The organism is Crocosphaera sp. Alani8 (genome assembly GCF_038442745.1).
Classification (GTDB): Bacteria; Cyanobacteriota; Cyanobacteriia; order Cyanobacteriales; family Microcystaceae; genus Crocosphaera.
Genome location: NZ_JARVCN010000002.1, coordinates 1 through 16,911, shown reverse-complemented (window position 1 = coordinate 16,911; position 16,911 = coordinate 1). Strand labels below are relative to the sequence as shown.

General features: G+C 37.5%; 13 protein-coding genes. 6 read left to right on the top strand and 7 right to left on the bottom strand.

The window, feature by feature from the left end; genetic code table 11:
- Positions 1 to 23: 23 nt before the first annotated feature.
- Positions 24 to 275 (bottom strand): hypothetical protein, encoded by a 252-nt coding sequence (locus P9B04_RS00115; protein ID WP_342052960.1) that lies wholly within the window; start codon positions 273 to 275, stop codon positions 24 to 26.
- Between the two features lie 390 nt (positions 276 to 665).
- Between P9B04_RS00115 and P9B04_RS00110 the strand changes: the two genes are divergently transcribed.
- Complete coding sequence (locus P9B04_RS00110; protein ID WP_342052959.1) at positions 666 to 1,376, top strand: GDSL-type esterase/lipase family protein; 711 nt, start codon at positions 666 to 668, stop codon at positions 1,374 to 1,376.
- Between the two features lie 30 nt (positions 1,377 to 1,406).
- Here P9B04_RS00110 and P9B04_RS00105 read toward each other — a convergent pair whose 3' ends face one another.
- Entirely contained in the window at positions 1,407 to 1,877 is a 471-nt protein-coding gene (locus P9B04_RS00105; RefSeq protein WP_342052958.1) for a PEP-CTERM sorting domain-containing protein, read from the bottom strand.
- Between the two features lie 615 nt (positions 1,878 to 2,492).
- Here P9B04_RS00105 and asnS point away from each other — a divergent pair.
- Together asnS and P9B04_RS00095 are read left to right on the top strand one after the other, a co-directional pair.
- A complete protein-coding gene (asnS, locus tag P9B04_RS00100; protein WP_342052957.1) occupies positions 2,493 to 3,884 on the top strand; it encodes an asparagine--tRNA ligase in 1,392 nt (463 codons plus the stop codon).
- A 72-nt stretch (positions 3,885 to 3,956) separates the two neighbouring features.
- Complete coding sequence (locus P9B04_RS00095; protein WP_342052956.1) at positions 3,957 to 4,331, top strand: nuclear transport factor 2 family protein; 375 nt, start codon at positions 3,957 to 3,959, stop codon at positions 4,329 to 4,331.
- Positions 4,332 to 4,485: 154 nt separating this feature from the next.
- Here the strand turns inward: P9B04_RS00095 and rfbC are convergent, their stop codons facing one another.
- Both rfbC and P9B04_RS00085 read right to left on the bottom strand, forming a co-directional pair.
- On the bottom strand, positions 4,486 to 5,031 hold the full coding sequence (rfbC, locus tag P9B04_RS00090) for a dTDP-4-dehydrorhamnose 3,5-epimerase (RefSeq protein WP_342052955.1): 546 nt from the start codon (positions 5,029 to 5,031) through the stop codon (positions 4,486 to 4,488).
- Between the two features lie 21 nt (positions 5,032 to 5,052).
- On the bottom strand, positions 5,053 to 5,706 hold the full coding sequence (locus P9B04_RS00085; RefSeq protein ID WP_342052954.1) for an L-threonylcarbamoyladenylate synthase: 654 nt from the start codon (positions 5,704 to 5,706) through the stop codon (positions 5,053 to 5,055).
- 4 nt (positions 5,707 to 5,710) lie between these two features.
- On the opposite strand from P9B04_RS00085, the gene larC (P9B04_RS00080) reads away from it, so the two are divergent.
- The 3 genes from larC (P9B04_RS00080) to P9B04_RS00070 all read left to right on the top strand — a co-directional run bounded on the left by larC (P9B04_RS00080) (position 5,711) and on the right by P9B04_RS00070 (position 10,505).
- Positions 5,711 to 6,493 (top strand): nickel pincer cofactor biosynthesis protein LarC, encoded by a 783-nt coding sequence (gene larC / locus P9B04_RS00080; RefSeq protein WP_342052953.1) that lies wholly within the window; start codon positions 5,711 to 5,713, stop codon positions 6,491 to 6,493.
- Positions 6,445 to 6,933 carry a nickel insertion protein gene (gene larC, locus P9B04_RS00075; protein WP_342052952.1) on the top strand — a complete coding sequence of 163 codons (489 nt, stop codon included), beginning with the start codon at positions 6,445 to 6,447 and terminating at the stop codon, positions 6,931 to 6,933. The genes larC (P9B04_RS00080) and larC (P9B04_RS00075) overlap by 49 nt, the downstream gene beginning before the upstream one ends.
- 92 nt (positions 6,934 to 7,025) lie before the next feature.
- Positions 7,026 to 10,505 (top strand): AAA-like domain-containing protein, encoded by a 3,480-nt coding sequence (locus P9B04_RS00070; RefSeq protein WP_342052951.1) that lies wholly within the window; start codon positions 7,026 to 7,028, stop codon positions 10,503 to 10,505.
- 133 nt (positions 10,506 to 10,638) lie between these two features.
- On the opposite strand, the gene P9B04_RS00065 is transcribed toward P9B04_RS00070, so the two are convergent.
- The 3 genes from P9B04_RS00065 to P9B04_RS00055 form a co-directional block, all read right to left on the bottom strand.
- The gene (locus tag P9B04_RS00065; RefSeq protein ID WP_342052950.1) at positions 10,639 to 13,104 is read right to left on the bottom strand and encodes an AAA-like domain-containing protein; all 2,466 of its coding nucleotides are present in this window, start codon (positions 13,102 to 13,104) and stop codon (positions 10,639 to 10,641) included.
- Positions 13,094 to 14,581 carry an AAA-like domain-containing protein gene (locus P9B04_RS00060; RefSeq protein WP_342052949.1) on the bottom strand — a complete coding sequence of 496 codons (1,488 nt, stop codon included), beginning with the start codon at positions 14,579 to 14,581 and terminating at the stop codon, positions 13,094 to 13,096. The genes P9B04_RS00065 and P9B04_RS00060 overlap by 11 nt, the downstream gene beginning before the upstream one ends.
- 481 nt (positions 14,582 to 15,062) lie before the next feature.
- A partial coding sequence (locus P9B04_RS00055; RefSeq protein WP_342052948.1) for a WD40 repeat domain-containing protein occupies positions 15,063 to 16,911 on the bottom strand: 1,849 nt, incomplete at its 5' end.

The following is a 16,911-nucleotide window of genomic DNA, read 5'->3' as shown; positions in this document are numbered from 1 at the left end:
CTATATCCCTTATTAAATCTAGCTTATAGCTTTTTGTGTCCCCACGCCAGATTGTAAGTATTAGATTCTGTCCAACGAGAGTCTACAACACCATCTGCATTATCGTCTTGTTCTATAAGATAATAAACTAGATTTCCTTGTCCATCATAGGTAGAAGTTTCTGTTTGACGGTCATCTACGATATTATCTCCATCATTATCTTGTTCTTCAAGATAATAAACTAGATTTCTTTGTTCATCGTAGATATAAGCCTCTGTTTTAATAGAAGTAGACATAATAAACACTCCCTTATTTTTACAGAAATAAAACTTTTTAAAACACTATTATTAATCTCAACTTAGAGTAATTAGGCTAAATTAACCACCTAAATTATCCCACTACAATTATAACATTAATGTCCCCGTTTATTTACATCTACCGATAATAAATCAACAATGAAATCTGTTTAAAATCTGCTCGTTAGTAATCTCCATCAAGGCTTTAAAATCCCTGTAATTCTCAACTAATTTTAAAGGTTTGTCAGGCATAGATTCTTATTTTCATCAAATAGCACTACAACTAAACTACAAAAATTAATCCATTAACCATCTCACCAAATTGAGCTAGAATTAACTTTTATATAAAAAAATAAAGTTTTATTACAGATCATTACAGGAGTCGCCTTTATGACAACCTTTGCAACCCCCAGGCAGAAGTGGAATTCATCTTTTAACACTGCTTCCTTGAGAATTGTGGCGTTAGGAGATAGTTTAGTCTATGGGTACGGTGATACCGTTGGGGGTGGATGGGTTGAGAGATTACGTCGTGGCTGGATGGGGCAGAAAAATGGTCATGTATTGTACAATCTGGGTGTAAGGGGAGATCGAATCTATCAAGTGGAGGAACGGTTAGAAGGGGAGTACCGGTGTCGGGGAGAGTTACGCAACCGTGTCCCTGATGTGATTATGCTTTCGGTTGGGGTGAATGATTCGGCCAGGTTGAGAAGGCCTGATGGACGTTTATTTACAGAATTTGATACATATCAACAGCAAATAGAGAATTTATTAGATAAAGCGCAACAATTGTGTCCTGTTTATTTTGTGGGAATGGTTCCTGTGGATGAGCAAAAAATGCCTTTTATGGATTGTTTTTATTTTAATAATTTTGATCAATATCGTTATAAAGAAGTTACCAAAAAAGCTTGTCATTCTCGTAATATTCCTTATCTAGATATTTTTGATTTATGGTTAGGCAGAGGGGAAGATTATGTCAAGTTACGGTTGACTAATGATGGATTACATCCGAATGTTAAGGGATATGAGTCTTTGTATGAGGATATTATTAATTGGCAAGCATTACAGAAATTAAATCTAGGGAATGTATCAGCTATACTTTAATTTTAGAGTGGGCATTGCCCACTTACTGTTCTATTTTTTCTTGGATTTACCAAATTTACGTTTGAACCCGGTAGCTAAACCAGAGATTGTTAATGCTCCCAGAGCAATGATAGTCGAAGGTTCTGGAACATCGTTAACATCACCAGGTGTATCAGATGCAGCTATTCGGAAGTTATCTAACGCAGCATAACCACCATTGAGAAGATCAATTCTTAAAGTTACATTGCCATTGGTTGATGCAGAAGCATCTAATACGGCTAAAACTTCAGTCCAATCAAATACATTTCGTGGAGATGCTGTACCTGAAGCTCTAAAAGTTGATAAGACTGAACCACTACCGATATTTGGAGTTCCACTAGGATTATCAAACAATGTGAACTCAAATTCTGGTATTGCCCCGTTAGGGACAAAAGGCGCACCAAATCTGTCTGCATCAATACTTGAAATATCTAAACGAAAGTTTAAAAAATCCCTACCACCAGTATCAAAAGATAGCCCCAATAAGTCATTTTGGTCTCTTGTTTGTATACCTACAGCATAATTGCCACCTATTCCTGATGGATCACTATAACCACTGCCAAAAGCTTGATTTCCTGTAAGCAGAAGAGTCTCAACTGTAAAAGTTTGTGCAAATACAAATCCAGGGGGTTGATTTGAATAAAGATCATTAATTGTTCTTGTTAGATTAATATCACCACCTTGATTAACAAAACCTGTGGGATTTTCAAAATCTTGATCATAAAGAACTATAGTTTGTTGAGCTTTAGCTTGTAAAGATCACCCTCCTATTAAAGTTGAAATTAATCCCGTTATAAGTAAGCTTTTCTGCATTGGTTTGCTCCTTTTAGTTTAATGAAAGTATGAGTAAATTTATCCATCTAAATTTAAAATACCCACAAAGATACGAAGAAATAACACTGTATGATTACTTAAATAGAATAAAAACTATCCTTAATTATAGTGAATCAACTAAAGATAAAAAAACTCAAAAACTTGACTTTTACTACTTAGAATAAGGTAGATTCCACTATCATCGGCAAGTTTAGTGTTACTAGAGTTAAAGACAAAGTTTGCTAGAATAATCAGGCAACGGATTGATAAACCATTTTATAAGTAATGCAAACTAAACGAGTTAGAGACATCTTAAGACACGGTAAACCCGATGAAACCCTGACTATTCAAGGGTGGGTACGCACCAAACGGGAATTAAAAGATTTTGCTTTTATGGAAGTCAATGACGGTTCCTCCCTCAACAGTTTACAAGTAGTTCTCGATGAAAGCGTACCCAACTATCAAGATGTTCTCAAACTCCTCAATACGGGGTCTTCTGTGGAAGTTTCAGGAACCCTGGTACAATCCCTAGGAAAAGGTCAAAGCATCGAGTTAAAGGCTGCTACAGTGCAGGTATATGGCACATCTGACCCCGAAACATATCCCCTACAGAAAAAACGCCACTCTTTTGAATTTTTACGTACTATTGGACATCTGCGATCGCGTACCAATACCATAGGTGCGGTTATGCGCGTCAGAAATGCCTGTGCAACCGCTATCCATAAATTTTTTCAAGAACGAGATTTTATCTGGGTTCATACTCCTATTATTACTGCCAGTGACTGCGAAGGTGCAGGAGAATTATTCACTGTTACTAATTTTGATTTGAGCAAAGTTCCTGTTGATAAACAGCAAAAAATAGATTACGATCAAGACTTTTTTGGTAAGCAAGCTTATCTAACCGTAAGTGGACAGTTAGAAGCAGAAGTTATGGCGATGGCTTTTCAAAATGTTTATACTTTTGGTCCCACTTTTAGAGCAGAAAATTCTAACACTTCCCGTCATTTAGCTGAGTTTTGGATGGTAGAACCAGAAATGGCTTTTTGTGATATTGAAGGGGATCAAGACTTAGCAGAAGCGTTTTTAAAATACATTTTTAAATATGTATTAGAGACTTGTCCAGAAGACATGGAATTTTTTAATAAGCGTATCGATAAATCTGTTTTGGAAACGGCTGATAATATCATTAATAATGAGTTTGAAAGAATCACATATACTAAAGCGGTTGAATTACTAGAAAAGTCTAATAAGAAGTTTGAATACCCAGTGGAATGGGGTATTGATTTACAATCAGAACACGAGCGATATCTAGCAGAAGAGTTGTTTAAAAAACCTTTAATTGTTACTAATTATCCCACCACAATTAAGGCATTCTATATGCGCTTGAACGAGGATAATAAAACCGTGGCAGCAATGGATGTTTTAGCCCCGAAAATTGGGGAAATAATTGGCGGATCTCAACGGGAGGAAAGACTAGATGTCCTAGAAAAACGCATCGATGAAATGAATATAATTGCCGATGATTTATGGTGGTATTTAGACCTAAGAAAATATGGAACCGTTCCCCATGCAGGATTTGGTTTAGGGTTTGAAAGAGTGGTACAATTTATGACAGGGATGGGTAATATTCGTGATGTTATTCCTTTCCCTCGTACTCCCTTAAGTGCGGAATTTTAATAATTCTTGTAGGGGTCAACGGCCGTTGACCCCTAACGCAAAACAGAAAGGTAATGTATCCTGGAGAAAATTATGTCTATTGAAGCTACAATTTCTAATTATTATGACAGTTTAGCCGCTATGAATTCTCAAGGTTGGTTAGATAGTTTAGCCGATAATGCCGCTATTTATGATCCCGTCGGTAAACCGGCTTTAAACCCAGAAAAAGACTCAGAAAAATTGTTTACTATCCTTACTAATTTTTACAGTAAATTTGAAATAGAAAGAGAATTTTTATTTATTGTTAGTAATGAGGCTGCGGTAAAATGGAAGATGAATGTTATTTCTAAAAACGGCAAAGAAGCAAACGCCGATGGCATCAGTACATTTAAACTTAATGAGGAAGGAAAAATTACAGAAGTTAAAGCTTATTGGGATGAAAATGGGTTAAAATCACAGTTAATGTAGGAGGAAACTAAAAATGACAGAACCACAAAAAGAAAAGAATATTATCCCAATTAGTCCACAAACAGCACTACTAATTATTAGCTTACTAATTTTGTTACCTTTATTGTTAACAGGATTTTTTGCTCATTAGTCAACAGTAGTATAAAAAACTGTTTTACTCAAAAACCTCTGCTTCTTTCAAAGGTAAACCCTCTTTATCTTTTTTTGATAACAAAGGTTCCCCTTCTAGTTGCCAGTCAACCTTGAGATCCGAGTCGTTCCAAATAATACTTCTTTCGTATTCTGGGGCGTAATAATCTGTCGTTTTATAGAGAAACTCCGCTACATCGGATAAGACAACAAACCCGTGAGCAAATCCTTCCGGAACCCAAAACTGAAGCTTATTTTCTGCACTCAAAAGACAACTTACCCACTGACCAAAAGTAGGGGAACTCTTACGAATATCCACCGCTACATCTAACACCTTCCCTACTACCACACGAACTAATTTTCCTTGAGGTTGTTGAATTTGATAATGAAGTCCCCGCAACACATTTTTCTGCGATCGTGAATGATTATCCTGGACAAAATTTCTACTTATTCCCGTTGCTTCTATAAAAGCTTTTTCATTATAGCTTTCATAAAAGAAACCGCGATTATCCCCAAAAACACGGGGTTCAACAATAACAACATCGGGAATTTTTGTTTGAATAGCCTTCATAACTAATGACCAATAAATCAATTAAACCTGTATTGCTACCCAATTTTGTAATTCTTCCCATCCTAACCCTTGACGAATAATAGAAGGGGGATCGGAAGTCATATCTAAAATAGTAGAAACATCAAAACCAGGCTCTAAACTATTATCAATAATCATATCAACCTGATTCTCTAAAATGTCAAACAATTCAACTTTTTCTAACCCAATAGTTGGAAACTCACCATCTTCGTCCGGTAAATGAGCAGAAGTAGAAATAATTGGATTTTTTAAGCCTTGTAAAATAGCTTGACAAATAGGATGATCAGGCACCCTAATACCCGTACTTTTTCGCTTCGGACTCATCACCAATTTTGGCACAGCTTTACTTGCTGGTAACAAAAAAGTATAAGGGCCAGGAATTAAGCGTTTCATAATACGATATGCTTCATCCGTTACCCCTGCATAGTCAGCAATATTGGACAAGGAAGAACACAAAAAAGTCAATGGTTTATGATTAGATAATTGTTTCAATTTTCGCACCCTTTGCACCGCCGATTTACTATTAAGATCGCACCCGATCGCATACACTGTATCTGTGGGATATAGCATGATTGCCCCTTTTCTGAGGGAATCACATATTTCGTCGATGCGACGAGGTTGGGGGTTTTGGGGATGTAAATCGTATAGAATAGCCATAATTATGACCAAAATAGCTTATTTAGACTGCGTAACAGGGATCGCCGGAGATATGTGTTTAGCGGCATTAGTGGATAGCGGTGTCCCCTTAGAATACTTGATTGAGCAACTAAAAGGGTTGAATATTGACCACGAATATAATTTAAGCCAAGAAAAGGTACAGCGCAACGGACAACAGGCCACTAAAGTTCATGTTCAGTTGCTTAAAGATGATAATCACGATCACCACCATCATCATACCTCCGCCCGTCACCTTCCCGAAATTGAAACTATTATTCAACAGGCTAACTTACCTTCACGGGCCACACAGTGGAGTCTCGATGTATTCCGTCGCTTAGCCGTAGCAGAAGGTGCCGTACACGGCGTTTCACCAGAAAAGGTACACTTCCACGAAGTTGGGGCAACAGATGCCATAGTGGACATTGTGGGTACTTGTGTGGGCTTAGATTATTTGGACATCGAGGGTTTATACTGTTCAGCTTTACCTACTGGTGGGGGAACAGTACGTGCGGCACATGGTCGTTTACCGGTACCGGTTCCTGCTGTATTGAAGTTGTGGGAGTCCCGTCAGGTTCCCATTTATAGTAACAATATTGAGAAAGAATTAGTCACCCCCACAGGAGCGGCGATCGCTGTTACACTGGTCAAAAGTTTTGGTCAACCCCCCAAGATGGTGTTAGAAAAAGTTGGCTTAGGTGCAGGGTCAAAAGATTTACCAATTCCTAATATTTTACGTCTGTGGATAGGGGAAAGTGTGACAGAAAAAAAAACAGTAATGTCGACATAGTTGCTGTTTTAGAAACCCAAATAGATGATTTAAGTCCGCAGGTTTTTGGTTATTTATTCGATCTTTTATTAGATGTGGGGGCGTTAGATGTGTTCACTCAGTCAGCGATGATGAAAAAATCACGGCCTGGTGTTTTATTAACAGTTATTTGTCAGGTGGATAAAATAGAAGCTTGTGAGGAAATTATTTTTAGAGAAACAACCACATTAGGCATTCGTCAATCTATTCAGAAACGTTCCATTTTAGACCGAGAAGTTAAGATAGTTGATACACAATATGGAAAAATAAGGGTTAAAATAGCAACTCAAGGAAAAGGAGAGAATACAACTATTATTAATGTCCATCCGGAATACGAAGATTGTATCGCTATCGCAAGACAGTTTAATCAACCTTTAACTACTATTCAAAAGATAGTTTTAGATGCCTTTTTTATAGACTAACTTGGTTTAAATTTCCGTTTAATGGTTACATTCAAACCCGAAAAGATGGTGATACTGTGGCGACTACTTTTAAAAAAATAGGAAGGATATAAATGCCCACTGATACAAATCAAAGTTATTTTTCTTATGAATATCAAGTAGGAGGAAGTCTCAGAATTAATGCACCAAGCTATGTTGTACGTCACGGGGACAACCAACTCTATCAAGCTTTATTAAAAGGTGATTTTTCCTATGTTCTTAATACCCGTCAAATGGGAAAATCTAGTCTTCGGGTTCGGGTAAAAAATCGCTTACAAAAAGAAGGTTATCGCTGTGCGTCTTTAGACTTAACCAGTATTGGTAGCGAAACTGTAACCCCCATACAATGGTATAAAGGGCTAATCTGGGAACTGTGGCGCGGGTTTAACCTCATTGGCAAAGTTAATTTAAAAGCTTGGTGGAGGGAACAAGCAGACTTCTCACCCATACAGCGTCTAGATTATTTTATACAAAATATTCTCCTCACGTCAATTCCTTCTCAACCCATTGTTATTTTTATTGATGAGATTGATAGTGTTTTAGGATTGCCCTTTGCTGTGGACGATTTTTGGGCATTAATTCGCTTTTGTTACAATCAACGGGCGGAAAATCCAGAATATAATCGTTTAACCTTTGCTTTGTTCGGTGTCGCTACTCCCTCAGACTTAATTCAATCCAAAGAGCGTACTCCCTTTAATATTGGTACAGCTATTGAATTAAGAGGGTTTCAAACCCATGAAATTGAGCCTCTGATTGGGGGTTTAAAGGGGTCATTAAGGTATCCACAGGAAATTTTAGAAGAGATTTTGTATTGGACAGGGGGACAGCCGTTTTTGACGCAAAAACTCTGTCAAATAGCTCTCGCAGAAACCCCTCCCTCCCTAACCCCGGAAACAGTACCCCAGTGGATAGAAAGATTAGTGCGATCGCAGATTATTGCTGACTGGGAAACCCAAGACGAACCGGAACATCTACGCACCATCCGCAATCGTCTTTTACGGAAAGAAGCCAACATAGGGCGTATTTTAGGCTATTATCTAGAAATTTTACAACAGAAACAAATTCCCTTAGATGATAGTTTAGAACAACGAGAATTATTACTATCAGGAATTGTAGAAAAACGGGGATCTTGTTTACGAATTCGCAATCCCATTTATGAAATGGTGTTTAATAGGGATTGGGTGGAGCAGCAATTAGATCGTCTTCGTCCCTATAGTTCCCTGTTGCAAGTATGGGTTAAATCTAATTATCAAGATGAATCTCAACTATTACGAGGACAAGCTTTATTAGCGGCAAAAAATTGGTCTAAAGAACATCGTTTAAGCGATCTTGATTATCAGTTTTTAGCTGCCTCTGAAACCTGCGATCGCCGTGAAACTCAACAAAAATTAGAAGCAGAAAAATTAAAAGAAACACAAAGGAGACTGAAATTGCAAAAAAGATTAGTGGGGGTGATTACTTTTGCTTTATTGGTTTCCTGTGGTTTAATTTTTCTAGTAGTTAAACAATATCGTCAAGGAACATTAAATGAGATTCAAGCGATCGCTCGTTTTTCCCAAGCACATTCAACCCCTGAGTTGGGATTAGATTCTTTATTAGCGGCAATCAAAGCTAAACGTAAGCTACAACAATTAAAAATAAAAGATCAACAAACTCAACAAGAAGTAGAAATAGCTTTAGGAAAAGCAGTCTATAGTGCGCTAGAATTCAATCGTTTGACGGGACATAAAGACGGGGTTTGGGGAGTTGATATAAGTAAAGATGGACAAACTTTAGTAACAGCAAGTTGGGATCATACTATAAAATTATGGCAACAAAATGGACAATTATTAAAAACTATTTCTGGTCATGAAAACCGTGTTTATAAAGTTAAATTTAGTCATGATAATCAACTAATTGCTTCTGCAAGTATGGATAAAACCGTTAAATTATGGACTTTTGATGGTCAATTATTACGCACCCTTAATACTAATAAACCGGTTTATGATATTACTTTTAGTCCTGATAATCAAACCTTGATTGCTGCCACTGGTAATGAGCTACAAGTTTGGAGCGTGGAAGGAAAATTACTGAACACACTAGAAGAACATAACGCAGAAGTATACGATGTAGAATTTAGTAAGAATGGTCAATTTTTCCTCTCTAGTAGTAAGGATAAAACTATCAAACTTTGGAATAAAAATGGCCAATTACTGAAAACATTTCCAGATCATAATAATACTGTCTGGGAAGTAGAATGGGGAGACGATAATAGTTATTTTCTCTCTGCTAGTGAAGACGGAACCATTAAAAAATGGAACCTCGATGGAACCTTGCTTCAAACTATTGTTGCTCATAGGGGCGCAGTTATGGATATAGAAATTGTGCCTGAAAAAAAAGTCTTTTTTTCTGTGGGAGAAGACCAAACTATTAAATTCTGGTCTCCTCAAGGAGAATTAATCGATAGTTTTGATGCTCATGGAGATGGGGTATTAGACTTAGTAATACACCCTAAAAGGGAATTTTGGGTGTCTGCTAGTTGGGATAAAACCGTTAAACTTTGGAAACCAAATAAACCTCTTTGGATTAATTATCTAAAACATCAAGCAGCAATTAGTGGTATTGCTTTTAGTCGAGATCAAACCCACATTGTTACATCCAGTCGAGATCATACCCTAAAATTATGGAAACCCGAACAAAATTCTATTATTCCTCTAGAAGATCATACCGATGCAGTTTCAACAGTAGTTTATAGTCCTGATGGGAAGTTTTTTGCTTCAGCAAGTCGGGATAAAACTGTTAGATTATGGAACAATCAAGGGGAGAATTTTACTACTTTAAAGGGACATACGGATTGGGTTTTAACCGTTGCTATTGATCCTAATAATCAATTAATTGCTTCGGGAAGTATGGATAGAACGATTAAATTATGGCGTAAAGATGGCACATTAATTAGAACTATTGAAGGACATTCTCAGGGAGTTTTGGACCTTGCTTTTAGTCCTGATGGTCAATATCTTGTCTCTAGTAGTAGGGATAAAACTATCAAAATTTGGCGGTTAGATGGTAGTTTAGTTAGGACTATTGAGGGACATGAAGCACCGGTTAGAACTATTGCTATTAGTCCCGATGGTAATAAAATTGTCTCAGGAAGTCGAGATAAAACTGTAAAATTATGGAGTTGGGAAGGAGAGTTACTGCATACCTTGGAGGGACATCAAGAGAGGGTTTGGGATGTTGCTTTTAGTCCCGATGGTGAGATGATTGCATCGGGAAGCGATGATGGGACAGTTCGATTTTGGAATCTCGATGGGCAGTTAATGAAAACTTTGTACAGTTATAGTAGTATGGTGCGTTCTCTTGCCTTTAGTCTTGGTGGTAAGCAACTAGCCGTAGGCAGTCGTGAAAATATGCTAGTTTTATGGGATTTAGAAGAAGTTTTAGCCCTAGATGAATTGAGTTATGGATGTGCTTGGATTAAAGATTATTTGCAATCTAATGTTAGTTTATCGGATAGCGATCGCCGTGTTTGTGATGGAGTTAACCAGTTACGTAATGACGTTTTGTCAAAGTAGAAGTTCAGATGAAGAGCAAAAAGAACATTGTAATGGGTGCCAGGTATGGGATCTCGGAAAACCTAATAAGCTCGTAAAATCCTTTCATTTATTCGGAGTTGAAAAAACTGCGAAAGTCTTTATATGTTACAATTCACAAGCAGTGAGAAATTTTGTGAGATAATCTCCAAAACCGCCAAAACTGGGCAACCCTTATCCAATGCAACTCCCGTCCCAAAAATGAAGAAACGTCGTCCCGATCGGCAAACGATCGAGCGACCTCACCCTCGAACCCCCCCAAAACACCAAAAAACCCCAGAGCTGGGAGATGACCTCGTGGCGAAATTTGTGGGGAATCCTCTGACCAGTTTAAATCACTGTAATTCTTCCAACCATTTTGAGTGTACCACCCGACTTCTATCGTAAAAGCTATCGTAGCTTCTCTACCATATTCGGGTGATTTGTTATTTAGGAAGGAATAGATTTTCAATTGCTCTTTAAAGCCAAACTGTCCGCCCGAGTGATTATACCAAAGATTATCCATGCGCTTAAAATCATTACAAGAAGTATCACGCCAGTTCCAATATTTATCTTTCTTGTTGCTTTGGGCTGAATAGTAAAGAGCATTCCAGGTTATCTGATCTGCCTGTTTCCAATTCTTTTGTTCTAACAACGTTTCTAGTTGCCTAATATAGTTTTGAGTACGTTGTTTGTAATGTTTCAATAGAGAATTTTTGACTTTTTGATCCAAAGATTCAGATTCAAGTTTTTCCACTAATTTCTCATGAACATCTACGACCATATCTTCGGAGAAAATGTTGTAAGAAGATTCATAGGGATTGTATTGACTATCTTCTAACATGGAAAAAGCGTCATTGTAATACTTGAACGATTGGTCTGACTGTCCTTGCGCCAGCCTTAAGTCTCCTTTGACCTTTTTTAACAAGAGCCTTATTGGTAGCAACGCGTCATCTTCTATTTCTGTTTCTAGTAAATGAACTAAACTAAAACTTTTATTGAGCGCACTCTTAGCTAACTCTAAATCTTCAAGATAGACATAAGCTAATGCTTGTATTGCCAATCTTAAAGCGACTTTTGTGCTGGCATTTTTGATTTTTGGTAATTGTTCCAGAAGATTAGTGATTTCCTGCCTCTCAAACGGTTCTAGTTGTTGCGCTAATGTGTTCAGTTGTTCGACAGGGACAATATACTGTTCTATTTTTTGTAATTCTAATTTAGCTTGTTGAAGTTCCTCTTTAGCTCTCCATGCGAGTGTTCCAAAAACAGCCGATAATAATACGGCTATTCCTAAAATAATACTACCAAGATAAATCACTTTCCGTTTTGCCTCAGCTTCTCTTTGCCTAGCCCGACTAGCCCCAAGAAAATCTTGATCTTCACCGCCTAAATTCTTCCCCGATGCCCATGTTTCTGCTTCTACTAAAGCTTTACCTTGTAACAACCGAGATTCATCGGTTTTCCCTGAATGTAACCAAGCTCGATAACTTTCAGAGTAAGGACGTAGTTTATTTAACTCTATATCTATCCAAGTTTCATTGAATACCTCAGCATATATAGGATTATAAACTTGAATCAAATCAGCTTTTTTAACTACTAATCCTGATAGTTGTAATTCTGTTTCTTCTAAACTATTATTAACTTTAACCTGTTCATCTTTTATGAATTTCTGATACAAATCTAGTAAATATCCTGCTCGTTCTTCATTATCTAAAATTCTATTTTTAATAGTTTTTAAATGTTCTTGTTCATCTTGGGCTTCCCAATTCTCAATAATGTGATGCTTAACTATTTGAGAAACATCGGGGGTAGGATTATTAGCTTTGACCACTAAATTACAAAGACGTTGGGTTAAAAAGGGTTGTCCTCCTGTCCAATATAAGACATCAGACATTACCGATTCAGGGTAGATAACTTTCCTTTCTAAACCTTTAATTAAAGCCCCTACTTCATCAAGACAAAATCCTTTAAGTTCTATGGCAGTGCCTATGTTAAAAGGAGTTAGCCTTTTATTTTCGATTAAATCTCCTGGAGTAGCTACTCCCAATAAACAAAATGTAATTTGATTGTATTTTTGATTGATACTTCTATCATTAAAACAGGAACGAATTAAAGCAAAAAATTCATCGGTTGAGAACGGCAAACCTTTTACATAATCTATTTCATCTATAAAAACAATTAATTGTTCATGGTCTAATAAAGAAGGTAATAATAACTCTTCTATTAATTGATGTAGTCTTTCCACTGGGGACAAATCATTATTATCTTTCCACCATCCTCTCCATTTTTTTCTCACAGAGGAGTTAAAAGCTTTTGTTAGTCGATTGGCAAAAGAAGTGTACCATTGCTCTAATTGTCCTTGTCCAATCCCTGATAAATCGATCGCTGCACAGACATAATCTTCTTTTTCTAATCTTTCTTTGACCCTTACCCAAAGACTAGATTTTCCCATTTGTCGAGAGTTTAAAACATAGCAAAACTCTCCATCTTTTAGCTTTTGATACAATTGTTCATCAGCTTCCCGTTGCACATAAGATGGAGAATTGGGCGGTAAATTCCCCCCGACTCGATAATAAGAACTGGTAGTTAGATCAACCTTCATTTTCTAAGCTAGAGAGTCTTTCTCGAAAATATTGACGATACAAAGGACATCTTGGCTCGACTTGATTCCCCACTCTTTTTATTAATCCCATACTATCTAATTTATATAAATATGTGGGAGAGATCGCCACTTTTTCCTTACTGGATACAATAATTCTTAACTGAGTAGCTAAATCTTTGTCTTTTTCCAAGGTTGACCAAAGGTTTTGCCAATGAGTAGCATAAATACCTTCATCTGTGGCTGATTTGTTCAAGAGATCACTCAAAGTTAAGTCTGGGTATTGTTTAAGATACTTAATAGCTTCATGAACTAAATAAGGATGTCCTCCAAGTTGTTTTGTCAATTGTTGGATTTGTGAAGATGACCAATTGAATTCATATCTTTGGGCTAATTCCCTAATTTGTTCGTCATTAAACTCGGGTATTTTAACTTCGGTTCCTACATTGAATGGGGATTGATAGACATTTAATTGTGGTAAATCTTCTGTCGAATAAATGACTATTAACCGCAGTTTCTTCCAATTCCCCCCTATGGTTTGACCATAACCCCACCAGGCACGAAGTAATCCAAAGAAGTCCGCCGCAATAGTTGTAAATTCGGGGGCAAATAGTCTATCTATATTATCGATTCCTAACAGTAGAGGAGTTTCTATCGTTTCTAAAATATATTCTTCAAAATAGTGAGTACAAGCAGTATTAGGGGTCATTTCACCCCAATAGTCATCTAAACAGTTTTCTAATTTTAGTTTTCTACTAACTCTTTGGCACAACCAACGCAGAAATTGAGATGAATCAGTCAGAATTGACGACTCCAATAGCTGTAAATCAAGCCGTACTTTCTGAAACCCTTTTGCTTGATTTGAATCAAATATCTGCTTAAGTAAGAGAGTTTTCCCCATTTTCTGTGGTGCTTTTATCCTCAACAACGCACCATCTTGTTCAATTTCTTGGAAACAATTAATTTCTAAAGGGGGACGTTCTACATAATAGTTGTTGTTGATCGTCTTATTCCCTGCTACATTATCTTGCGACTCCTGAATGTCTGTCTCTTGAGATCCAAACTGATGCTCAATGGACTTAATTAACTTCTCAAAACCATTCGGGTTCCAATAGTCTAACCAATGTAAATCCTTGAGATTCAAGCCATATTCTGACTGTCTAAGTTCTGGGATTTCACAATCATCGAATTTCAAAGGGATAAAATAAATAGTTCCTGATGGGAACTCTGCCATCATCTCCATGGCCATCTTAAACTCTTTTTGAATATATCCCCGTTTACTGATGGACGTTGACGATAAGCAAGCAATAAACATATCGCTGTTTTTCAACGCCTTGGGGATTTCTTCCCTCCAATTCTGTCCAGGGAGTAAATCCTCTTCATCGAACCACGGTTTATATCCTGCCTCAACTAACTTGCCATAGAGTTCTCTGACTAACGGTTTATCCTCGTTAGCGTGGGCGAGAAATATCTGTGGCATCAATTATCACCTTTAACTACATAAGACTGTTTACCTAATGATATCTAAGATTTAACTAAACAACTATAGTTTTTTGTTTAAGGTTCCCATAGCTGGAACCCGTATTGTCTCCTTACAGCAATTTTCAATTGAGTGGAGCAAACTAAAATTTAACTCCTGCCTTCTGCCTCAAAGCTAGAAAGTTCTTCAATAATTGATAATTAATAATGGATAATGGATAATTACCTCTCCCTAAAGTGAAGAGGATTGGATAGGAAGTCACGCTTTTTAATTTTTTCTCCTTAAAAAGAGAGGTCTTAAACCGAATTAATTAATTATCAATTGTCAATTGTCAATTATCCATTGATAATCTATGCAAATGAAAACTGCTATCATGAGGTACACCTAACTCCTGCCTCCTGCCTCCTGCCCCCTGCCTCAAAGTGATAACCTTTGTACCTCACAAGTATGAGAAATGCTATAGATTCTTGGAGATGTCTATTTACTCTAAGGCACCAAGAACTTTAAGATTATCTTTTTGTGCATTACTAACTCCAGTAATATTACGAATATTCATCCCTTCATAGGGTTTTTGGGGTCTAAAGGTTTTCAAACATTGACCTATATTAAACTGCCAAAGTTTGATGGTTTCATCAGCACTTCCTGTTAGGAGAAATTGACCGTCAGCACTCCATTGAACACAACGAACCCCTTGAGTATGTCCGAGTAAAACTTGGAAACATTTTCCAGTGTTTGCATCCCATAATCTTACCGTTCCATCTTCAGAAGCACTGGCTAAACTATGACCATCAGGATGCCAACAAATTGACCAAACCCAATTCGTATGTTCAGTTAAAGTATAAATACATTGTTCAGTTTTTGTATCCCATAATTTGATGGTATTATCATGGGAAGCACTGGCTAAAAATTGGTCATCAGGACTCCATTTGACAGAAAAAACCGATTTTGTATGACCCACTAATGTTTGAAGGTGATCGCCGGTTGTGCCATCAAAAAATTGTAGTGTTCCCCGTTGTGTTCCAGCGACCAGAAGCGTTCCTGAAGAGTTCCAATCTAAGTCATACATCGGACTGTCATAAACAATCGTTTGTAGACAATTTCCAGTAGCAACATCCCATTGTTTAATGATACCGCCCAAATGAGAACTAACTAGAATTTGACCATTAGGATGCCAAGTAAAAGTATGGGGAAACGTCGGATAGTCTGACAACGTATAAAGACATTGACCCGTGTTAGTATTCCAAAGTTTAATGGACTTATCCTGAGAGGCACTGGCCAGAATTTTCCCATCAGGATGCCAATTCAACGCCCAAATAATATTATGTTGATCAGATAAAGTATGCAGACAGGTTTCTTTATTATGATCCCAAATTCTGATTTGGCCATTATGATACCCAGAGGCCAAAGTAACACCATCAGGGTTAAACGCAACTGACCAAACCACTGTAATATGACCTGACCAAGTTCTTAAACAGTCTCCCGTGTCTGCATCCCATAATTTAACTGAACAGTCATCACTGGCACTGGCCAAATATTTCCCTTCTTGACTAACTGCAAGAGACCAAACACTACTGAGGTGACCAGAGAGAGTCTTAAAACACTCCTGAGTTTTCAGGTTCCAGAAACGAATTTTGCTATCTTCACAAGCACCCATTAGAGTTTGTCCATCAGGACTAAAAATCATCCCCCAAACAAGTGTATGGTAACTATGTAGGGTTTTCAGACAGTCTCCAGTAGCAACAGACCAGACTTTGATAGTATCATCTTGGGAACTGCTGGCTAACCATTGACCATCGGGACTAAACGCAACATCCCAAACTGTATCTTGATGATCCGTTAAAGAATAACGCAAGGTCTTAGTGGTAAGGTCCCAAAGAACAATCTCGTTATTTCCCCCACAACTGACTAAATTTTTCCCATCAGAACTCCAGTCAACCGCTGTCGTCATGGTGCCGCTTTTCTTAAAGGTGTGAAGACAGTTTCCCGTTTCTACATCCCAAAGTCGAATGATTTGATCAAAACTAAATGAGGCTAACTGTTGACCGTCTGGACTCCAAACAATGCGACCTGCGAGATCATTATGGGATAACGTATGAATACAATGTCCTGTCTGCAGATGCCACAGTTTAACGGTAAAATCATGGGAACCACTGGCTAATAATTTTCCATCAGGACTAAAGGCTAACCCCCGAACCCAACTGTTATGGGCATGATAGATATCTATGACCTGACCTGTAGCGACTTCTCGTATATAAATAAACCCTTCTGTATCACCACTGGCGTATCTTCTCAAAAAGCCAGGGGTCACTCGCTGCGAAAACTTAGGCCAA